The sequence below is a fragment of the Microbacterium sp. CIAB417 genome, from assembly GCF_022788845.1.
Genome location: NZ_JAHZUT010000005.1, coordinates 168,672 through 189,088 on the forward strand (window position 1 = coordinate 168,672; position 20,417 = coordinate 189,088).

The 20,417-nt window shown below is 66.9% G+C and carries 15 protein-coding genes; 6 read left to right on the forward strand and 9 right to left on the reverse strand.

All coding sequences use genetic code 11. The annotated features are described in order from the left end of the window. Positions 1–37: 37 nt before the first annotated feature. The 4 genes from KYX17_RS21675 to KYX17_RS21690 are packed head-to-tail and all read left to right on the forward strand — an operon-like array spanning position 38 to position 4,297. Positions 38–685 (forward strand): GntR family transcriptional regulator, encoded by a 648-nt coding sequence (locus KYX17_RS21675; RefSeq protein ID WP_243229489.1) that lies wholly within the window; start codon positions 38–40, stop codon positions 683–685. Beyond that, the gene (locus tag KYX17_RS21680) at positions 682–2,208 is read left to right on the forward strand and encodes an MmgE/PrpD family protein (RefSeq protein WP_243229490.1); all 1,527 of its coding nucleotides are present in this window, start codon (positions 682–684) and stop codon (positions 2,206–2,208) included. Before KYX17_RS21675 ends, KYX17_RS21680 begins: the two co-directional genes overlap by 4 nt. Further along, a complete protein-coding gene (prpB, locus tag KYX17_RS21685; RefSeq protein ID WP_243229491.1) occupies positions 2,208–3,116 on the forward strand; it encodes a methylisocitrate lyase in 909 nt (302 codons plus the stop codon). The genes KYX17_RS21680 and prpB overlap by 1 nt, the downstream gene beginning before the upstream one ends. A 47-nt stretch (positions 3,117–3,163) precedes the next feature. After that, entirely contained in the window at positions 3,164–4,297 is a 1,134-nt protein-coding gene (locus tag KYX17_RS21690; RefSeq protein ID WP_243229492.1) for a bifunctional 2-methylcitrate synthase/citrate synthase, read from the forward strand. 75 nt (positions 4,298–4,372) lie between these two features. Here KYX17_RS21690 and KYX17_RS21695 read toward each other — a convergent pair whose 3' ends face one another. The 5 genes from KYX17_RS21695 to KYX17_RS21715 all read right to left on the reverse strand — a co-directional run bounded on the left by KYX17_RS21695 (position 4,373) and on the right by KYX17_RS21715 (position 11,527). Beyond that, positions 4,373–6,871, reverse strand: a complete 2,499-nt coding sequence (locus KYX17_RS21695; RefSeq protein WP_243229493.1) for an esterase family protein — start codon at positions 6,869–6,871, stop codon at positions 4,373–4,375. 234 nt (positions 6,872–7,105) lie between these two features. Next, complete coding sequence (locus KYX17_RS21700) at positions 7,106–8,155, reverse strand: LacI family DNA-binding transcriptional regulator (protein WP_374208981.1); 1,050 nt, start codon at positions 8,153–8,155, stop codon at positions 7,106–7,108. 167 nt (positions 8,156–8,322) lie between these two features. After that, complete coding sequence (locus KYX17_RS21705) at positions 8,323–9,660, reverse strand: sugar ABC transporter substrate-binding protein (RefSeq protein WP_243229495.1); 1,338 nt, start codon at positions 9,658–9,660, stop codon at positions 8,323–8,325. A gap of 59 nt (positions 9,661–9,719) precedes the next feature. After that, positions 9,720–10,550 carry a carbohydrate ABC transporter permease gene (locus KYX17_RS21710; protein ID WP_243229496.1) on the reverse strand — a complete coding sequence of 277 codons (831 nt, stop codon included), beginning with the start codon at positions 10,548–10,550 and terminating at the stop codon, positions 9,720–9,722. A gap of 59 nt (positions 10,551–10,609) precedes the next feature. Further along, entirely contained in the window at positions 10,610–11,527 is a 918-nt protein-coding gene (locus KYX17_RS21715) for a carbohydrate ABC transporter permease (RefSeq protein ID WP_243229497.1), read from the reverse strand. Between the two features lie 177 nt (positions 11,528–11,704). On the opposite strand from KYX17_RS21715, the gene KYX17_RS21720 reads away from it, so the two are divergent. Then, positions 11,705–14,044 carry a glycoside hydrolase family 3 N-terminal domain-containing protein gene (locus KYX17_RS21720; RefSeq protein ID WP_243229498.1) on the forward strand — a complete coding sequence of 780 codons (2,340 nt, stop codon included), beginning with the start codon at positions 11,705–11,707 and terminating at the stop codon, positions 14,042–14,044. A 3-nt stretch (positions 14,045–14,047) separates the two neighbouring features. Then, positions 14,048–15,562: an alpha-N-arabinofuranosidase gene (locus tag KYX17_RS21725; RefSeq protein WP_243229499.1), complete on the forward strand. Its 1,515-nt coding sequence runs from the start codon at positions 14,048–14,050 to the stop codon at positions 15,560–15,562. Positions 15,563–15,653: 91 nt separating this feature from the next. Here the strand turns inward: KYX17_RS21725 and KYX17_RS21730 are convergent, their stop codons facing one another. From KYX17_RS21730 to KYX17_RS21745, 4 genes are read right to left on the reverse strand one after another with little or no spacing between them, the layout of a single operon-like run. Next, on the reverse strand, positions 15,654–17,189 hold the full coding sequence (locus KYX17_RS21730; protein WP_243229500.1) for an alpha-N-arabinofuranosidase: 1,536 nt from the start codon (positions 17,187–17,189) through the stop codon (positions 15,654–15,656). Between the two features lie 33 nt (positions 17,190–17,222). Next, on the reverse strand, positions 17,223–18,134 hold the full coding sequence (locus KYX17_RS21735; protein ID WP_243229501.1) for a carbohydrate ABC transporter permease: 912 nt from the start codon (positions 18,132–18,134) through the stop codon (positions 17,223–17,225). After that, on the reverse strand, positions 18,134–19,081 hold the full coding sequence (locus KYX17_RS21740; RefSeq protein ID WP_243229502.1) for a carbohydrate ABC transporter permease: 948 nt from the start codon (positions 19,079–19,081) through the stop codon (positions 18,134–18,136). Before KYX17_RS21740 ends, KYX17_RS21735 begins: the two co-directional genes overlap by 1 nt. Beyond that, complete coding sequence (locus tag KYX17_RS21745) at positions 19,078–20,415, reverse strand: substrate-binding domain-containing protein (protein WP_243229503.1); 1,338 nt, start codon at positions 20,413–20,415, stop codon at positions 19,078–19,080. Before KYX17_RS21745 ends, KYX17_RS21740 begins: the two co-directional genes overlap by 4 nt. Between the last annotated feature and the right edge of the window lie 2 nt (positions 20,416–20,417).

Sequence of the window (20,417 nt, forward strand, 5' to 3'; positions counted from 1 at the left end):
TGACGCCATGGCGCCATTCTGTGTATACAGTAGAGGCATGCGGGCGAGCGAACGCGCCTATGCGGCGCTTCTGGAGGACATCCAGTCCGGTGCGCTCGCTCCCGGGGCGGTGCTCGCCGAGGTGGAGCAGTCCGAGCGTCTGGGGGTGAGCCGGACTCCCCTGCGCGAGGCGCTGCAGCTGCTGGCCGCCGACGGGCTCGTCGTCCAGCAGTCTCCGCGCGTGACGGTCGTGTCGGACCTGGATGCCGACGACATCCGCTCCCTGTTCGAGATCCGGCGCGCGCTCGAGGAGGCCGCCGCCCGGCTCGCGGCCCACCGCGGCGAGGTCGAGGTGTTCGCCGCACTGGCGGCCGAGTTCGCCACGATCGATCTCGCGGCGGCCCGCGGGACGGACGACTACTACGCCCTGATCTCCCGCCTGGACGGCGCGATCGATCGGGCCGTCGCCAACGACTACATGTCCTCCGCGCTGCGGACCGTGCGCACGCATCTCGGGCGCGTGCGCCGCATGGCGCGCGACAAGCCCGAGCGCCTGGCCGCGTCCGTCGCCGAGCATCGCCTGATCGCCGAGGCGCTGGCCGACCGCGACGGTGAGCTGGCTGCGCACGCGACGCATGTGCATCTGCGCAACGCCCTCTCCAGCATCCTCGATTCCCTCTCGACCCACAGCGAAGGACAGCCATGACCGTCACCCACCACGTCCGCGTCTACCGCTCCGAGGAGGAGCTCCCGCGCGAGCAGCAGCTCGCCTGGCGGATCGCCGAGGTCGCCGCCGACCCCGTCGACGTCGAGCCCGAGGTCGTCGACATGATCATCAACCGCATCATCGACAACGCGGCGGTCGCTGCGGCATCCCTCACCCGTGCACCGATCGTCGCCGCGCGCGATCAGGCGTTCAGCCACCCTGTCTCCACGGGCGGCGAGGGAGCGACCGTGTTCGGAGCCGCGCTCGAGCGGCGCACCAGCCCGGAATGGGCGGCCTGGGCGAACGGCGTCGCCGTGCGCGAGCTCGACTATCACGACACGTTCCTGGCCGCCGAGTACTCCCACCCCGGAGACAACATCCCGCCGATCCTCGCCGTCGCCCAGCACGCGGGCTGCGACGGACAGGCGCTCGTGCGGGGAATCGCCACGGGCTACGAGATCCAGGTCGACCTGGTCCGCGCGATCTCGTTGCACAAGCACAAGATCGACCACGTCGCGCACCTCGGACCCTCGGCCGCGGCCGGGATCGGCACGCTGCTGGGCCTCGACGTCGAGACCATCCATCAGGCGGTCGGCCAGGCGCTGCACACCACCACCGCCACGCGGCAGAGCCGCAAGGGCGAGATCTCCACGTGGAAGGCGCACGCCCCCGCCTTCGCCGGGAAGATGGCGGTCGAGGCCGTGGACCGCGCGATGCGCGGCCAGACCTCGCCCGCGCCGATCTACGAGGGCGAGGACGGCGTCATCGCCTGGATGCTGGACGGCAAGGACGCGTCCTACGAGGTGCCGCTCCCGGCGACCGGCGAGGCCAAGCGCGCCATCCTCGACACGTACACGAAGGAGCACTCCGCCGAGTATCAGGCGCAGGCGTGGATCGACCTGGCCCGCAAGCTCCACCGCGAGCACCCCGAGCTCATCGATCCGGCGAACGTGGCGAGCATCGTGCTGCACACGAGCCACCACACGCATCACGTGATCGGCTCGGGGGCGAACGACCCGCAGAAGTACGACCCGCAGGCCTCGCGCGAGACGCTGGACCACTCGATCCCGTACATCTTCGCGGTCGCGCTGCAGGACGGCACGTGGCACCACGTCGACTCCTACCTGCCCGAGCGCGCCGCGCGGGCGGACACGGTCGCGCTCTGGCACCGGATCACCACCGCCGAGGACGCCGAGTGGACGCGTCGCTACCACTCGATCGACCCCGCCGAGAAGGCGTTCGGCGGGCGGGTCGAGATCACGCTGACGGACGGGACCACGCTGGTCGACGAGATCGCGGTGGCCGACGCCCATCCGCTCGGTGCTCGGCCGTTCGCCCGCGAGCACTACATCGCCAAGTTCCGGCTGCTCGCCGAGCCCGTGCTCGATGAGGCCGAGATCGAGCGCTTCCTCGCGCTCGTGCAGCGCCTGCCCGAGCTGACGGCGGCCGAGGTCGGCGAGCTGTCGATCATCGCGCGCCCCGGCATCCTGTCCGCCGAGCCGACCACGCGGGGTCTGTTCTGATGCTGTACTCCACCACCACCCCGGCCGAGAAGCGGCGACTGCTCCGCGAGCGCCTCGCGAGCGGTGAGCTGCTGCGCTTCCCCGGTGCGTTCAACCCGCTCAGCGCCCGGCTCATCGAGCGGAAGGGCTTCGACGGCGTTTACATCTCGGGCGCCGTCCTGTCGGCGGACCTCGGGCTGCCCGACATCGGACTGACCACGCTCACGGAGGTCGCCTCGCGCGCGCAGCAGATCGCGCGCATGACCGACCTTCCCGCGATCGTGGACGCCGACACCGGCTTCGGCGAGCCGATGAACGTGGCGCGCACGATACAGACGCTCGAGGATGCCGGACTCGCCGGCACGCACATCGAGGACCAGGTGAACCCGAAGCGCTGCGGGCACCTCGACGGCAAGAGCGTCGTCGACGAGAGCACGGCGATCAAGCGCATCCGGGCGGCGGCCGACGCGCGCCGCGACGAGAACTTCCTCATCATGGCGCGCACCGACATCCGCGCCGTGGAGGGTCTGGATGCCGCGATCGACCGCGCCAAGGCGCTGGTGGACGCCGGCGCTGACGCGGTGTTCCCCGAGGCGATGCGCGACCTCGGCGAGTTCGAGGCGATGGCGAAGGCCCTGGACGTGCCGATCCTCGCCAACATGACCGAGTTCGGCAAGTCCGAGCTGTTCTCGACCGATCAGCTCCGGGACGCCGGAGTGAACATCGTCATCTGGCCGGTCTCGCTGCTGCGCATCGCGATGGGCGCCGCGGACCGCGCACTCGATACGCTGAACGAGGAAGGGCATCTCACCTCGAAGCTGGGGGAGATGCAGCACCGCGCAGATCTCTACGATCTGATCGACTACGAGTCGTACAACCACTTCGACTCCGGCGTCTTCAACTTCACCATCGCTCCGCCCGCTCGGTGAGCGAGCGGAGCGAGTCGAAACACAATTTCCGCGCAAAGGAGCAGGACATGGCAGACACCGAGATCCGCAAGGGCCTGGCCGGAGTGGTCGTCGACACGACGGCGATCAGCAAGGTCAACCCCGAGACGAACAGTCTGCTGTACCGCGGATACCCGGTTCAGGAGCTCGCCGCGACCCAGCCCTTCGAGGCGGTCGCCTACCTGCTTTGGCACGGCGAGCTTCCGGATGCCGGTCAGCTGGCGGATTTCCGCTCCGCGGAGCGGAAGCACCGCGCGCTGGAGGACAACGTCAGGGCCGCGATCGATCTGATCCCGCTCGAGGCGCATCCCATGGACGAGGTCCGCACGGCGGTGAGCGTGATCGGGGCCTCGGACCCGGACGCGAGCGGGTCGGTGCTGAACGCGGGCGGGAGCCCGGAGCAGAACCTCGAGCGCAGCATCCGCCTCTTCGCCGCGCTCCCCGCGATCGTGGCCTACGGCCAGCGCCGCCGACGCGGACAGGACATCGTCGCGCCGCGCGACGACCTCGACTACTCCGCGAACTTCCTCTGGATGACCTTCGGCGAGGTGCCGGATCCTGTGGTGGTCGACGCGTTCAACCGCTCGATGATCCTGTACGCGGAGCACTCCTTCAACGCGTCCACGTTCACCGCCCGGGTCATCACGTCGACGCTGAGCGACCTGTACTCGGCCGTCGTCGGCGCGATCGGCGCTCTCAAGGGCCCGCTGCACGGCGGGGCGAACGAGGCGGTGCTGCACATCTTCGACGAGATCGGCGATGCCTCCAACGTCGCGTCCTGGCTGGATCGCGCGCTCGCGGAGAAGCGCAAGATCATGGGGTTCGGCCACCGGGTCTACAAGAACGGCGACTCGCGGGTGCCGACCATGAAGACGGCCCTCGACACGCTCGTCGAGCACTACGGCCGCGCGGATGTCGCGGAGCTGTACGAGACGCTCGAGCAGGAGTTCGTGTCCCGCAAGGGGATCTATCCCAACCTGGACTACCCCTCGGGGCCGGCCTACAACCTCATCGGCTTCGACACGCTGACGTTCACGCCGCTGTTCGTCGCGGCTCGCGTGACGGGCTGGACCGCGCACGTGATCGAGCAGGCGGGCGCCAATGCGCTCATCCGTCCGCTGTCGGCCTACGACGGCGTGGACGAGAGGCACATCCAGATCTGAACACCGCATGAGACAGGGGATGCGGCCGATCCGGCCGCATCCCCTGTCCGCGTCAGCTCGTCGTCGGCGGCGCCATCACGCCCCGTCTGCGACCGTGAAGGCGAACGTCCCGGTCTTCGAGACGTTGCCTGAACGATCGTGCGCGTTGTACTTCACCAGGTACTCGCCCGAAGGGAGTTCCACGGTCGCCGTGTGCGATCCGCTCTCGGCACCGTTCATCGCCGACTGCGTGCTCTCGACGAGCTTGCCGTCCTGGTAGACGTTCGCGACGATGCGCTCGAGTCCACCGATGTCGGATGCGTCGACCTGAATGCTCACCGCGTCGAACGGGCCCGCCGTCGACGGCGACACCAGTGCCGCCTCTGGGCGAAGGTCGTCAGCGGGAAGACTCTGGAACAGACGCGGTGCGAAGTCGATCAGGTTCTTCTGCCAGACGTCCCATCCGTGCGGTCCCACCGTCACGCCGTCGAACTCGTACTCGATGCCGAGCTCGTCCAGCACCGGGAGCGAGTTCATCACGGACCCGTATGTGAAGTCGGTGATGTCTCCCGTGTAGAGCCGGAACAGTTCGGTGCCCGCGTTGATGGCGTCAGCATCCACGCCCGCCGCGCCGCCGAAGCCGGCGGCGAACGTGCCGATCCAGGCGAACTCGCCCGGATGCGCCTTCAGCACCGAGACCGTGCGCGCTCCTCCGGCCGACAGGCCGGCCAGTGCGCGCTTGGCAGGGTTGACGCTGATGTTGTAGTGGTTCTCCGCGGTCGGTACGACGTTGTCGAGCAGCTCGGTCGGGTAGTCGTTGACGTTGCCGTTGGGCATCACCACGACCATCGGTTGGATCGATCCGTCGCGCGAGAGGTTGTCGAGGATCTGGCGTGCTCGGCCGACCTCCACCCAGTCCGTCCAGCTCTGGCCTCCACCGTGGTTGAGCACGAACAGCGGGTAGGGTTCAGCGCGTTCGGGGTCGTAGCCCGGCGGAGTCCAGACATAGGCGCTGCGCTCCTGACCGGCCACACTGCTCTGGTACGTCATGACCTCCAGATCGCCGCCTTCGCCTTCTGGCACGTCGGTGAGCAGACGTGAAGCCTCCCCTTCGACGAGGAAGGTGCTCCACGCGGGTTCGGACGTGACGGAGGCCGGGTTGGAGGTGTCCTTGACCGCCTGACGATCGACGATGAGCCGGTAGTGGTAGAACCACGGGTCCAGCGGACCGATCGTCGTCTGCCAGCGGTCGCCCACCTTGCTCATCTCCGTGCGCAGCCAACTGCCCCCGGGCGCGATGTTCGCCCACACCGAGACGTATTCGGCCTCCGCGAACTCCGTCGTCGTCTCGAAGGTGACGAAGCCGTCCTCGCTGATCCATGGTGTCGGCGTTGTGCCGGATGCCGGCTTCTCGAAGCGCTCGGTGAGCGCGGTGTGTCCCTCACTCATCGCGGGGTCGGAAGCCTCACCGGTGAACAACCGCGGGGCGAAGTCGATGAGGTTCTCCTGCCAGGCGTTCCAGTTGTGCCCGGCATCCGGGTTCACGCCGTCGAACTGGTAGTGCAGACCGAGCTCGTCGAACTTCTGGAAGGAATCGTAGACGTCATTGTGCGCGATGTCCGTCGGATTGCCGACGTAGACGCGGAAGAGGTCCGTCCTGTTGTTCATCTTCGACACCGGGATGCTCGCCAGATCGTCGAATCGACCGGCGCCGAACGTGCCGATCTGGGCGAACTCGCCGGGGTGCTCGCTGAAGACCTCGAACGTCTGGCCGCCGCCCATCGACAGGCCGGCGAGTGCCCGCTTCTTCTTCGAGGGCGAGGCGTTGTAGTTGTCCTCGACGGCGGGGACGATGTTCTCCAGAAGCTCGGCGGAGAAGTCGGAGACGTTCCCGTTGCCCATCACCACGATCATGTCCTCGAGCTGACCCGACAACCACAGGTTGTCGAGGATCTGCTCGGCACGACCGACCTCCACCCAGTCGCGGTAGCTCTGGCCACCGCCATGCTGCAGGTAGAAGACCGGGAACTTCTTGCCCTTGGGCTTGTATGTCGGTGGAAGCCAGACGAGCGCCTCACGCTCCTCGCCGGCGACCGCGCTGTCGTAGGTGATCGTCTCGATGGTGCCTGCCTCCTCCGGCGCGTCGGCGAGCAGGGCCGCCGATTCACCTGGAATGAAGAACGTGCTCCATTCCGGCTCGGACGCGACTCTCGTGGGGTTGCTCGCGTCCTTGAGCACTTTGCTGTCGTCTCCCGTCACCTGGTAGTAGTACAGGCCAGGCTCGAACGGGCCGTAGGTCGCGGTCCAGTTGGCGCCACTGCGCTGCAGGCCGATCTGCGCCCAGTTGTGCGAGGGGCCGAAGTTGCCCTCGACGACCACCTGCGATACCGGCCCGACGGCCTCCTCGACGGCGGCGTTCGGCACGCTGATGCGCAGATAGCCGTCGGCCTGCACGCCGACCCACGGCTCCGCGGCGGCCGCAGGAGCCGTCGCCGTCAACCCGGCGAAGGCGACGAGTGCAGCCGTGAGCAACCCGATCGCGCGCCGTCCTCTCCAGGACCGACCCGAAGGCCGGTGCTTTGACATGTTCTCCATCGATTCCTCATCTCGTGTGATTCGGCCGACTCGGAGAGACGCTCGTTCATGCAGGGACGCCGGAGCCGGATGGCGAGCACGAACTCTACGCGATCTTGATTTACAACGTCGTAAAGTGCGCGCGGGGCCACTATCCCAGAGCTTCCATTGGGACGTCAAGAAGAATTTATAACGTTGTAGGTGCCGAAGGAGTTCGACCTGTCGAGTTGCGGCGGCCGATCGGAGGCGGAGTGCTCAGGCGTTCGGCGTTGCTTCCGCGGCGCGCCCGGGGAACCCGGTCGACTCGCGGCGGACGATGCGGAAGCCCGGCTTGACCGTTCGCGGCGGACGGCGATCGCCCTTCTCCTCGATGCGTTCGATGAGGAGATCGACTGCGGTGAGTGCGATCTGGGCGCTGCCCGCGTCCACGCTCGACATCGACGGCATGGCGAATCGGGCCTCGTCGATGTTGTCGAATCCGATGACCGCCACATCCTCCGGGACCCGGAGGCCTGCCTCACCGAGTGCACGAAGGGCGCCAAGCCCCAGGGCGTCGTTGAGGGCGAAGACCGCATCGAAGGCGATCCCTTCGCCGACCAGCTCGCGGACCGCCAAGGCGCCGGCGGTGCGGTTCCAGTGCTCCGTCGTGCGGATCAGTCGCGGATCGACCTCGATGCCCGCGCCCTCGAAGGCCTGTCGATAGCCCGCCAGGCGCAATGTCGCGGAACTCGTTCCCGCCAGGGGAGCCGCCTCGGCACCGACGATGGCGACCCGACGCCGGCCGATGTCGAGCAGATGCTCTACCGCGGCTCTCGCCGAGGAGACGTTGTGCATCGTCACGTGGTCGGTCGGACCGTCGAAGATGCGCTCGCCGAGCAGGACGAGCGGGAAGCCGGTGTTCAAGGAATCGGCGTCGGACTGCCCGAGCGCGAAGGGGCTGAACAGGAGTCCGTCGGTCAGACGCAGCCGTCCACCCGTGATGACCTGCAGCTCGCGCTCGCGATTGCCGCTGGTCTGCTCGACGACGACGCCGAGTCCGCGTGCGTCGGCGGCGCGGATGACGGCGTCTGCCAGCTTGGCGAAGTAGTTCTCGCTGATCGCAGGGACGGCGAGTCCGATGACACCGGTGCGCCCGGAGCGGAGCCCGCGCGCCGACAGATTCGGCCGATAGCCCAGCTCCGTGATCGCCGCCTGGACGCGCTCACGAGTGGACGTGCGCACGTGCGGATAGTCATTGATGACGTTGGAGACCGTCTTGATGGAGACGCCGGCGACCCTGGCGACGTCGTGCATCGTCGGATCCATCGTTCCACCAATCGCTGTGTCACGGCTCAGCCGCGTTGTCTTCACTCTAGCCGCGCCGTCCCGGTCGTCAGCGATCATGTGTGTCGGCCGCGCGTCCGCTGCTTCCGCCCGGTCGGGCGCCACGCGGTTGGGGCGGATGAACCTCCGCCCCAACCGCATGCGCGGGACTACTGGCCCAGTTCGTTCTGCACGGTTTCCTGTGCCTGATCGAGGGCTTCCTCCGCAGGCGTGCCGTTCTCGTAGATCTCGTTGAGAGTGACCGTCCGGAACTGGTTGTCCACAGTCGGCAGGTTCTCGTTGGAGAACGACTCGAAGTGGCCGATGCCGTCCTTCACCGAGTTCAGCACGTCGAAGAGGTTCGTCTGGAAGTACTGGTTGAACTTGTTGTCCGGGTTGTGCGTGACCGCCTCGTCCTCCCAGACCGACATGTTGACCGGATCGAAGCCGAGGACCTCCCACACCGCCACGTTGGCTTCGAGGGACAACTTCGTGTAGGCGAGGAAATCGCTGGCGAGTTCCTTGTTCTCGCTGGCAGCCATCACGGCGGTGCCGGTGCCGCCGCCGCCGATCGTGAGGACCTCGGAGCCCTCGATCTGCGGAGCCGGAGCGATGGCGATCTTGCCTGCCAGGTCAGGCATGTAGTCGACGTAGCGCGACGTGTACCACGCCGGATAGACGATGGCGGCGTAGTCACCGCTGTTGATGGCGCCGAAGGCCTCCTCGCTGTCCGGGCTGCCGCCGGGAATCGTCGAGAGCGCACCCGATTCCTTCATGTCCTGGAACATCTGCATCGTCTCGACGACCTCGGGGCTGTTCACCGCGGGCGCGCCGAGCCCATCGTCCTCGAAGAGCTGTCCGCCGTTCTGGGCGATCGCCAGAGGCTCGGTGAAGAAGACGCCCGTGCTTGCGACGCTGAAGGCCTTGTCCGTCGCCTGGTTGTACGCGGTTCCGGCCGCAGCGAAGTCATCCCAGGTCTTGATCGTCGTGTAGTCGACACCGGCGGCCTCGAGCAATTCGGTGTTGTAGAACGCGACGAAGGCGCCGACGTGCGTCGGGTAGCCGTAGATCTTGCCGTCTCGGCTGTAAAGGTCGAGCCGGGCCTGCACGATGTCGTCGGCGTAGGGAGCGGCGGCCTCGGTCAGGTCGGCGAGCGGCGGGTTGCTGCCCTTGACGAAGTTCGCGAACTTGCCGACCTCGATGTCCGCGAGGTCGGGCAGTCCCTGGCCCGAGTTCACGGCGAGCAGAAGCTTGTCGTGCATGTCCTGGTAGGGGTAGACGGTGATGTTGAGGTCGACGGCCTTGTCGGGATTCTCCTCATTCCACTTCTCGGCCATCTCTTCGTAGACCTGGCCGTGGAGTTCGGCGAACACCCACATGTCCAGTGCGGTCGCGCCGTCGGCGCCTTCGCCGCCGCCGTCCGGCTGGCCGCCGCTCGTGCAGCCGGCCAGAGCTCCGACTGCCAGCCCTGCCGCGATCGTTGCGGTCAGCATCCTTCGGATTCGCATGATGTTGCTCCTGACTGTGTGTTGGGTACTGCGGTTGGGGATTGGAGGAACGCGTGAGATCAGCCCTTCACCGCGCCGGCGGTCATGCCGGCCACGAAGAATCGCTGGAACGCGAGGAAGAGGATCAGGATCGGGATCAGGGAGAAGAACGAGCCGATGATCAGCAGCTCGTAGTTGTTGCCGTGAGGAGTCAGCAGGGTGTTGAGGCCGATCGGAAGCAGGAACTTCTCGGGCGAGCGCAGCACCAGAAGCGGCCAGAGGAAGTTGTTCCAGATGGTCATGCCGTTCAGGATCGCCATGGCGGCGAAGGCGGGTTTGGCGATGGGGACCACGAGGCGGAAGAAGATGCCGAACTCCGAGACGCCGTCCACACGGCCGGCTTCGAGGATCTCGCGGGGTACGCCCAGGAAGTACTGGCGGAAGAAGAAGATCGTCACGGCCTGCGCCAGGAAGGGCAGGACGACGATCCAGTACTGGTCTGCGGCGCCGAGGTCGTTGACCTGCACGTAGAGCGGCAGCATGAGCATCTCGAACGGGATGGTCATCAGGATGATCACGAGGATGAAGCCCAGGCTCTTGCCGCGGAATTCGTACATCGCGAATCCGTAGGCGACGAACGAGCTCACCAGCAGCGTGCCGGCCACCTGGACGGCGGTCAGCAGCAGGCTGTTCCAGAACCACTGGAAGTACATGCCGGAATCCGTGAAGAGCATCGCGTAGTTGTCGAAGCTCAGCTCCGAGAGGTCGATCGAGAACGAGATGCCGTTGCGGATGACGTCGTTGCCGTCCTGGAAGGTCCCGACGAAGATCGCGATCACGGGCACGAGCGAGATCAGTGCGATCACGATGAGGAAGGCGCTCTGGATGAGCGTGGCCGTCCTGCGGCTCATGCGCGGCCTCGATGCGCCTGCACTCGAGGTGCGGTCGGATGTCATCGCTGTGTCCTGGCTCATCGCACCGACTCCTTCTTGAACGTTCCCGTGGCCGTGAGCTGGGTGAGGTTGATCGCGAGAACCAGCACCAGGAGCACGACGCCGACGGCGGAGGCGAAGCCGAGGTCGTTCTCCTGAATGCCCTTCCGGTAGAGGTAGCCGACGATCGTGAGCCCCTGATTGTTCGGCGAGTTGTTGCCGGCGTAGAGCATGAAGCTCTCCAGGAACATCGCCAGCCCCCCGTACACGCTGATGGTCGTGACGTACACGATCGTGGGCTTGAGACCGGGAAGCGTCACGTTGAAGAACTGCTGCAGCTTGTTCGCGCCGTCGATGGATGCCGCTTCGTAGTACTCGCTCGGAATCGCCTGCATTCCGGCGAGGAAGTACATCGTGTTGACGCCGGCCCAACGCCACAGCGCGAGAAGCAGGAGCGCCGCCAGTCCGGTGAGGTCTTCACGGAGCCAGCGCACCGGGCCGAACCCGAAGAACTCGACGATCTGGTTCATCAGCCCCGAGTCGGTCTCGGAGAACATCAGCCGGAACACGATGCCCGCGACCACCACGGAGGTCAGAGCGGGCACGAACAGCGACGACTTGAAGAAGTTCTTGATCCGGCTGCTTCCCAGCCTGGAGTTGATGATGGCCGCGAGCGCCATCGGGATCGGGACGAGGATCACGAGCGTCAGCACCATGTAGCGGACGCTGTTGAACATGGCCTTCCAGAACACCTGATCGTTCCAGAGTCGTTCGTAGTTCGCTGTGCCGATGAACGTCGCCTGGCCGTACAGCACCTCCTGGAAGCTCATGATCACGGAACGTCCGACCGGGACGAGCCAGAAGACGAGCAGCGTCACCAGGAACGGCAGGATGAACAGGTACGGTGCGAGCCGCTGGTTGTAGAGCAGCTTCTTCAAGCGGTGTGTCTTCGTCATGCCAGTTTCTTCCTCGAACTGAGTGCCTCTCGGGCCGGACCTCTCCGTCTCGGTTGAGAAGGCTATACTCCGGAGAAGAAATTTACAACGTTGTATCTTCGCGGTCGACCAGCGAGTCTGGAGCAGGCGTTCGCGCGGGGATGCGAACGGTGAGATCCAGTGACGGAAGGCGCACCCATGACGGGCGAGATCTGGCGCGACCCTCGGGTCGGCGTCGAGGCGAGAGTGGATGCGCTCGTCGCGGAACTGACTCGAGAGGAGAAGGTCGCTCAACTCGGCGGGTACTGGGCGGACCAGCGCACCGGCGGCGAGATCATCGCGCCGATGCAGGACGTGTTCTCGGAGGGGAGGGCGCCGTTCGAGCGAGTCGTCCGCCACGGGATCGGTCAGCTCACTCGCGTCTTCGGGACCGCGCCGGTCTCCGCGCGTGACGGAATGACGCGCATTCGGGACGCTCAGCAGCACCTGCTCGATGCCATGCGTGTCGCCATCCCGGCCATCGTCCACGAGGAATGCCTCACCGGTTTCACCACCCTCGGCGCAACGGTCTACCCGACCGCGCTCGCATGGGGTGCGACATTCGACCCGGAACTGGTGGGCGAGATGGCGCGGGCGATCGGCCGCGACATGTCGGCGGTCGGTGTGCACCAGGGCCTGTCCCCGGTGCTGGACGTGGTGACGGATTACCGCTGGGGCCGAGTGGAGGAGACGATGGGCGAAGATCCGTACGTGGTCGCCACGCTGGCATCCGCCTATGTCGAGGGGCTGCAGAACTCCGGCGTGATCGCGACGCTCAAGCACTTCGCCGGGCACGCGTCCTCTCGCGGCGGCCGCAATCACGCGCCGGTCGCCATGGGAGAGCGGGAACTGCGCGATCTCGTGCTCCCTCCCTTCGAGATGGCGGTTCGCCTGGCGGGTGCGCGCAGCGTGATGAACTCCTACACCGAGACTGATCGAGTTCCCGCTGCGGCGGATCGGTGGCTGCTGACCGATCTGCTCCGCGGAGAGTGGGGATTCGATGGCACTGTCGTCTCCGACTACTGGGCTGTCGCCTTCCTGAAGTCCAAGCACGGCTTGGCGGGGACGATGCCCGAGGCCGGACGTCTGGCTCTGCACGCCGGCCTGGACGTCGAACTCCCTGACATCTCGGCATTCCTCGTCCTCGATGACGAAGACCCCGATCCCGAGCGCACCGCCGCCGACATCGACACGGCGTTGCGGCGGGTCCTCAGGCAGAAGATCCAGCTCGGGTTGCTCGACCAGGACTGGAAACCGGCTGAACCCGTCGAACACGACCTGGACAGCCCGGCCAACCGGGACATAGCACGGCGCATGGCGGAGAAGTCCATCGTCCTGCTCGACAATCCCGCGGCCCTGCTTCCCCTCGCGCCGGCAACGTCCCGCATCGCGGTGATCGGGCCCTGCGCCGCCGATCCGAGCGCGCTGATGGGCGCCTACTCGTTCCCCGTGCACGTGCTGCCTCGGCACCCGGGACTCGGGCCGGGGGTGCCGGCGATGTCGCTCCCGGATGCCCTGCGCGCGTCCTTTCCCGGAGCGGGCGTCGCCGTGCAGAGCGGTTGTCCGCTGCAGGATCCCGGCACGGCGGAGGACCTGGCACGCGCCGTCGATGCGGCGACGCACGCCGACGTCGCGATCGTCGTCGTCGGCGATCATGCCGGCATGTTCGGCAAGGGCACGTCCGGCGAGGGCTCGGACGCGGCGTCGCTCGATCTTCCGGGAGATCAGGGAGATCTGGTCGACGCGATTCTCGCGACGGGAACGCCCGTCGTCCTCGTCGTCCTCTCCGGCCGCCCCTACGCGCTCGGACGTTTCGTCGGGCGCGGGGCGGCGGTGCTGCAGGCGTTCATGCCGGGTGTCGAGGGCGCCGGAGCCCTTGCCCGGATCCTGGCTGGGGAAGTCAATCCGAGCGGACATCTGCCGGTGCAGGTGCCGCGCAGTTCCGCGGCTCTTCCGCACACGTACCTCGCGCCTCCGCTCGGGCAGGACGGCGATCGGATCAGCAACCTGTCGATCGCTCCGGCCTTCCCCTTCGGCCACGGCCTGTCGTACACGACCTTCGAGATCGTCGAGCTCGCCGTCGACCACGCCGAGATCGCCACGGACGGCACGGTCACGGCGACGGTGACGATCGCGAACACGGGCGAGCGCGAGGGCGAGACCGTCGTGCAGCTCTATTCGGCCGATCCGGTCGCCCAGGTCACTCGGCCCGTGCAGCAGCTCGTCGGTTATGCGCGTATCGCGATCGAAGCCGGTCAGTGCACGCAGGTGGCGTTCACCCTGCACGCGGATCGCTTCTCGTTCACCGGGCTGTCGCGTCGGCGGATCGTCGAAGCGGGGGAGGTCGTCTTGTCCGCCGGGTTCTCCGTCGGGGACCTCGCGCGATCGAGGACCGTGATGATGACGGGCGAGACGCGCGAGGTCGTCGATCCCGTCCTGCGCACCGAAGCGCATGAGACACGCAGCGCCCGCACGATCTCCGCACAGAATGAGGAATAGAGAATGACCACCGCACGTCTGACCATCGATCCGCATTTCGTCACCGGGCGCATCCAGCGCAGGCTGTTCGGCGGTTTCGTCGAGCACCTCGGCCGTCACATCTACGATGGCGTCTACGAGCCCGGCCATCCGACGGCGGATGCCGAAGGATTCCGCCAGGACGTCATCGATCTCGTCCGCGAGCTGGGAGTGTCGACGATCCGTTACCCCGGCGGCAACTTCGTCTCCGGATTCCGCTGGGAGGACTCGGTCGGTCCGCGCGAGCAGCGCCCGCACCGACTGGACCTCGCCTGGCACTCCACCGAGACCAACGAGGTCGGTCTTCACGAGTTCGCATCCTGGCTGGAGAAGGTCGGAAGCGACCTGATGATGGCTGTCAACCTCGGTACCCGTGGCACCCTTGAGGCGCTCGATCTGCTGGAGTACTCCAACATCCGTGGGGGCACAGCGCTGAGCGAGCTCCGCCGCAGGAATGGGCGCGATGAGCCGTTCGGCGTCGAGATGTGGTGTCTCGGCAATGAGATGGACGGACCATGGCAGCTCGGGCACCGCTCCGCCGACGACTACGGCAAGATCGCGTCGCAGACGGCCAAGGGCATGCGGCAGATCGACCCCGGGGTCAAGCTCGTCGTGTGCGGCTCGTCGAGCGCCCACATGCCGACGTTCGGCGAATGGGAGCGCGTCGTGCTCAGCCACACGTACGACGACGTCGACTACATCTCCTGCCACGCGTACTACGAGGAGAAGGATGGGGACATCGACTCGTTCCTGGCATCCGCTGTCGACATGGACCACTTCATCGAAACGGTGATCGCCACCGCCGACCACGTCGGCGCCGTGCGCGGCAGCACCAAGAAGATCGACATCTCGTTCGACGAGTGGAACGTCTGGTACATCGATCGCTACCACGGAGTGGACAAGATCGAGGGGATCGACAACTGGCCCGTCGCGCCCCGCCTGCTCGAAGACGTGTACTCGGTCGTGGACGCGGTCGTGTTCGGAAGCCTCATGATCTCGCTGCTCAAGCACGCGGACAGGGTCACGAGCGCATCGCTGGCGCAGCTGGTCAACGTGATCGCGCCCATCATGACCGAACCCGGCGGACCCGCCTGGCGTCAGACGACCTTCTACCCGTTCTCGATCACCTCCCGTCTCGCGCAGGGCGAGGCGCTGGAGCTCAAGCTCGATGCTCCGACCTACACGACGCAGGCGTACGGAGAGGTCCCTCTCGTCGACGCTGTCGCCACCCACGATGCCGAGGCCGGACGTTCGGCGGTGTTCCTGGTGAACCGCAGCCGGACGGAGCCGATCACAGTGACGGTCGACGTCGTCGGCCTCGGCGACGTCTCGGTGCTCGAGGCGCACACCCTGAGCGACGAGGACGTGCATGCCAAGAACACCCTCGAGCGGCCGGAACGGGTCACCGTGCACGTCAACGACAGCGTCAGGATCGACGGCGGCGAGCTGACCATCACACTGCCGCCCGTCTCGTGGTCAGCGATCGCCCTGGCGCGCTGAGATCTGTTCCCCCCGACGCTGAGTCGGGGCGGATGAACCGAAGGGCCCTGCTCAGCGCGAGCAGGGCCCTTCGGCGTCGACCAGGTATGGATCAGGCGCGTGCGGCGTTCAGCTCGAGCACCGACCAGGACAGCGGCGGCAGGGTCGCGCGCACGGCGCCGTCCACGACCTCGGCGCCGGCGAGCGGCACCATGCCCACGCGGTCCGGCGCGGTCTCGAGGTTCGCCGTGTGGCGATCGCCGCCCTCCGGGATCGTCAGCGTCTCGGCGCTCGCGATCCGCAGGTCGCCGAAACCGCGCAGGTCCAGCGTCAGGTCGTTGGATGTCTCCAGCGAACGGTTCGCGACGAACACCACGACACGGCCGGTCTCCTCGTCCCATGTCGCTGCGGCGTCCACGGCATCCACGTCGCCGTAGCGCTTCGTGCTGATCTGCGAGGCGTTCACAGCGAGACGCAGGATCCGTCCCTTGGCGAGCCGGGCCATCCGCTCGAAGGGCCAGAAGCTGGTCTGCCGCCACGCGGAACCGCCCTCCTCGGAGCGGATCGGCGCGATGACGTTCACGAGCTGGGCCTGGTTGGCGATCCGCACCCGGTCGCCGTGGCGGAGCAGGCTGTTGAGGAAGGTGCCGACGACGACGGCATCCGTCACCGAGTAGGTGTCCTCGATGAGACGCGGATGCGTGCGCCAGGACTTGGAGACCTGGTGCGGCTGGTCCTCGGTGTCCAGCCCCGACTGGTACCAGACGTTCCACTCGTCGAAGGAGATGTCGACCTGCTTGGTGTGCTTGCCCGCCGCCTTCACGGCGTCGATCGTGGCGACGACGCCCTCGATGAAGGCATCCATCTCCACCGCCTCCGCGAGGAACGACTCGGCGTCGCCGTCGTGCTCCTGGTAGTACGCGTGCATCGAGATGTAGTCGACCTCGTCATACGCGTGCGTGAGCACGGTGTGCTCCCACGTGCCGAACGTCGGCATCTGACGGTTGGAGGAACCGACCGCCACGAGTTCGATGGAGTCGTCGACGAGCTTCATCGCCTTGGCCGTCTCCTGGGCGAGCCGCCCGTACTCCGCGGGCGTCTTGTGCCCGATCTGCCACGGGCCGTCGAGCTCGTTGCCCAGGCACCACAGCTTGATGTCGAACGGGTCTGCCGCGCCGTTGCTGCGTCGCAGATCGGACCAGTAGGTCCCGCCGGGGTGGTTCGCGTACTCGACGAGCGCGCGCGCCTCCTCGACTCCACGGGTGCCGAGGTTGATCGCCTCCATGACCTCCACGTCCGCCTCGCGCGCCCAGTCGACGAACTCGTGCAGCCCGAAGGCGTTCGTCTCGATGGTGTGCCAGGCGCCGTCGATGCGGACCGGGCGGTCCTCGACGGGACCGACGCCGTCCTCCCACCGGTACCCCGACACGAAGTTGCCGCCGGGGTACCGGATCACGGTCGGGCCCATCTCCCGCACCAGGGCGAGCACGTCTCGGCGGAAGCCGCGCTCATCGGCCTGCGGGTGCCCCGGTTCGTAGATGCCGGTGTACACGCAGCGCCCCATGTGCTCGACGAACGACCCGAAGAGCCTCCGGGGGACGTCGGCGATGGTGAAGTCGCGGTCGATGGTGATGCGGGCCTGAGACATTGCTCTCCTTGTGATGGTGGCCGGATGCGGGGACTACTGACCGCCGAAGCCGCTGGTGGCGACGCCCTTGACGATCTGCTTCTGGAAGATGATGAACACGATGATGAGCGGCAGTGCGGCCAGCACCGCCTGGGCCATGACCTGCGCGTACTGCACGCCGTACGCGCTGATGACGGTCTGGAGTCCGACCGGCAGCGTCATCAGCGTGGTGTCGTTGATGACGAGGAACGGCCAGAGGAAGTTGTTCCACGCGCCGATGAACACGAAGATCGCGACGGACGCCAGGATCGGCCGCGACAGCGGCAGCACGATGGACCAGAAGATCCGGAGCCGGCTCGCACCGTCCACGCGGGCCGCATCCTCGAGCTCGATCGGGATGGCGTCGAAGAACCGCTTCAGGATGAACACCATCGCCGGCGCCACGACCTGCGGCAGGATCAGGCCCCAGTACGTGTCGATCATGTTGAACGTGAGCATCTGGTAGAACAGCGGGATGATCAGCACCTGCGGCGGCACGACGATCGACGCGATGATCACGGCGAACAGCCACTTGCGCCCCGTGAAGTCCAGACGCGAGAACGCGTAGGCCGCCAGCGCCGAGATCGCGAGGGTGATCGCGGTCACGGCCGCCGAGGTCCACAGGCTGTTGAACGCCCAGATGTAGACGTTGCCCTGGGAGAGGATCGCGGCGAAGGCCTCGACCGTCGGCCCCGAGGCTCCGATCCACGACGGGTCGCCGGATGCGGCATCCGTCTCGGTCTTGAACGCGGTGGCGACCGCCCACAGGAAGGGCAGCAGCCAGCCGATCGCCATGAGCAGCAGGACGACGAACGCGGTGACCCGCAGCGGGCCGAAGGGCTTCTGTCCCGGTAGTCGAGTGCGGCGCGCCCTGCCGGGCTTCGCGACGGTGATCGTCTCGGTCGGAGAGAGGGTTGCGGTGGACATCACTGCTCCTTCCGACGGCGCATGACCAGGGCCTGCGCGACGCCGATGATGACGATGATGGCGAAGAACACATAGGAGATGGCGGCCGAGTAGCCGAACCGGTAGCTGACGAATCCGGCTTCGTAGATGTACTGCACGATCGATCGCGTGGTGTCACTCGCCACCCCGCCGAGCATCTGATAGGCCTGATCGAACAGCTTCAGGGATGCCAGGATCTGCAGGATGAGGATGAGCACGGTGGCGGGACCCAGCTGCGGCAGGGTGATCGACCAGAACTGGCGCCACGCTCCGGCGCCGTCCAGAGAGGCCGCCTCATACTGCTGCGGCGGGATGTTCTGCATCGCGGCCAGGTAGAGCAGGAAGTTGAACCCGACCGTCCACCAGACCGTCGCGATGACGATCGACAGCATGTTCGTGTCCGGGTTCTGCAGCCACGCGATCGGCTCGAGGCCGAAGAACTTGAGGATGTTGTTGGCTGCGCCGATCTGCGGGTTGAAGATCCACACCCAGATCTGGGAGATGACCGTCGAGGCGAGCAGATACGGCATGAAGAACGACAGACGCCACAGCCACTGGCCGGGCAGGCCGCGATCCACGAGCGCCGCCATGATCAGCGCGATCAGGACGAGCGGCACGGTGGACAGCAGCGTGAACCACACGGTGTTCCACAGCGACTGCCACATCACGGGGTCTGCGAGTGCCTCGGCGTAGTTCGCGAACCCGACGAGCGTTCCTCCCGCGCCGGTCAGCGACTGGTCGGTGAAGCTCAGGTAGATGCCGTGGATGATCGGCCAGGCGAGGAACAGCAGGAAGGCGACGAGGAACGGCGCGAGGAACGCCCAGCTGATGAGCTGCTCGCGCTTGGGCGCACCGGAGCGGCGGCTGCGGTGATCGGCGGCCTTGCCCGTGACGATGACGCGCGTGGACGAGGAGGCGGTGGTGGTCATGGCTTCCACGTCCCTTCAGGATCGGCCGGGTTCGGCTGCTTGAGCCACGTGTTGACCCGTGCCTCGAAGCGGTCGATCGCGACAGCCGGGTCATCGCCGGACAGGAGCACGCCCTGCACGGCGGCGCCGAACTCGCTCTGGAAGTTGGATCCGGACCCCGTGAACCAGGCCTGCGGGTCGTAGACCACGTGGTCGGCCGCTTCGGCGTAGTGGGCCTGCGGGACGAGATCGTCGTACTCGGGCGACTGCGTCACCGGGAGGAACGCGGGGATGTGGCCGGCTTCCGCCCAGCCGAAGGAGCCCTTGAGCATGTCGGCGACGAACCGGTAGGTCAGGTCGCGTCGGACGGGGTCCGCGTTCATCTGATGCGGGAGCACGAATGAGTGCGAGTCGGCGTACACGGCCGGCGTCCCGTACAGCGTCGGGATCATCGTGGCGTCGAAGGGGATGCCGGCGTTCTGCATGGTGCGCAGCTCCCAGACGCCGGTCATCAGCATGCCGCTCTGACCGGTCGCGAACTCGGCCACCGCGGTGCCGTAGTCGGCTTGAGCAGCGGCGATCTCGCCGTCGAGGAGAGACTGCATGAAGGTGAGGACCTCGACCGCGGCATCCTTGTCGATCACGGCCTTGCCGCCGACCGGGAGCTCGATCTCGAGACCGTGCTGCGCGTACAGGCCGTAGAACAGGCGCCACATCTGGGCCCCGTCGCCGAGGTAGCCGTAAGACAGCGCGTGGCCCTCCGCGGCGCCGGCGACCTCGCGGAGCTGGTCCAGGTACTCCTCGGGGGACGAGGTCGGCGTGAGCGTGCCGTCGGTCTCCAGGACCCCGGCCGCGTCGCAGATGTCGGTGTTGAACATCAGGATGAAGGGATGCGCGTCCAGCGCGATGCTGAACAGGTCGTCGCCGACGAAGCCCTTCTCCCAGATCGGTCGCGGGAAGGTGGAGCGGTCCACGCCGAGTTCGGCGAGCCGGTCGACGTCCCAGGTGTCCAGCAGGCCGCCGGGCGCCCATCCGACCGTGCGAGTCGCGTGCATGATCGCGACGTCGGGGGCGCGGCCACCGGCGCCCGCCATGGCGAGCTTGGTGTAGTACGGCGTTCCCCAGGCGAGGACGGTGGGCCGGATGTAGTAGTCGCTCTGGGCATCGTTCACGCCCTGCAGGAGCGCGGACATCGTCACGCCGTCGCCTCCCGACAGCAGATGCCAGAACTGCAGCGTCTGGGCGTTCGAGCCTGAGGGGGCACCGGGGGCGCAGCCGGCGAGCAGCACTGTGCCGGCGGCCACCGATGCGGCAGCGAGGAACTGCCTTCGGGACATATCGAGCGGGGGTGTCATCG

What these genes read in the sequence shown, in the direction of transcription:
- KYX17_RS21675 (WP_243229489.1), top strand. Translation starts at nt 38, where the DNA reads ATGCGGGCGAGCGAACGCGCCTATGCGGCGCTTCTGGAGGACATCCAG.
- KYX17_RS21680 (WP_243229490.1), top strand. Translation starts at nt 682, where the DNA reads ATGACCGTCACCCACCACGTCCGCGTCTACCGCTCCGAGGAGGAGCTC.
- prpB (WP_243229491.1), top strand. Translation starts at nt 2,208, where the DNA reads ATGCTGTACTCCACCACCACCCCGGCCGAGAAGCGGCGACTGCTCCGC.
- KYX17_RS21690 (WP_243229492.1), top strand. Translation starts at nt 3,164, where the DNA reads ATGGCAGACACCGAGATCCGCAAGGGCCTGGCCGGAGTGGTCGTCGAC.
- KYX17_RS21695 (WP_243229493.1), bottom strand. Translation starts at nt 6,871, where the DNA reads ATGGAGAACATGTCAAAGCACCGGCCTTCGGGTCGGTCCTGGAGAGGA.
- KYX17_RS21700 (WP_374208981.1), bottom strand. Translation starts at nt 8,155, where the DNA reads ATGGATCCGACGATGCACGACGTCGCCAGGGTCGCCGGCGTCTCCATC.
- KYX17_RS21705 (WP_243229495.1), bottom strand. Translation starts at nt 9,660, where the DNA reads ATGCGAATCCGAAGGATGCTGACCGCAACGATCGCGGCAGGGCTGGCA.
- KYX17_RS21710 (WP_243229496.1), bottom strand. Translation starts at nt 10,550, where the DNA reads ATGAGCCGCAGGACGGCCACGCTCATCCAGAGCGCCTTCCTCATCGTG.
- KYX17_RS21715 (WP_243229497.1), bottom strand. Translation starts at nt 11,527, where the DNA reads ATGACGAAGACACACCGCTTGAAGAAGCTGCTCTACAACCAGCGGCTC.
- KYX17_RS21720 (WP_243229498.1), top strand. Translation starts at nt 11,705, where the DNA reads ATGACGGGCGAGATCTGGCGCGACCCTCGGGTCGGCGTCGAGGCGAGA.
- KYX17_RS21725 (WP_243229499.1), top strand. Translation starts at nt 14,048, where the DNA reads ATGACCACCGCACGTCTGACCATCGATCCGCATTTCGTCACCGGGCGC.
- KYX17_RS21730 (WP_243229500.1), bottom strand. Translation starts at nt 17,189, where the DNA reads ATGTCTCAGGCCCGCATCACCATCGACCGCGACTTCACCATCGCCGAC.
- KYX17_RS21735 (WP_243229501.1), bottom strand. Translation starts at nt 18,134, where the DNA reads ATGTCCACCGCAACCCTCTCTCCGACCGAGACGATCACCGTCGCGAAG.
- KYX17_RS21740 (WP_243229502.1), bottom strand. Translation starts at nt 19,081, where the DNA reads ATGACCACCACCGCCTCCTCGTCCACGCGCGTCATCGTCACGGGCAAG.
- KYX17_RS21745 (WP_243229503.1), bottom strand. Translation starts at nt 20,415, where the DNA reads ATGACACCCCCGCTCGATATGTCCCGAAGGCAGTTCCTCGCTGCCGCA.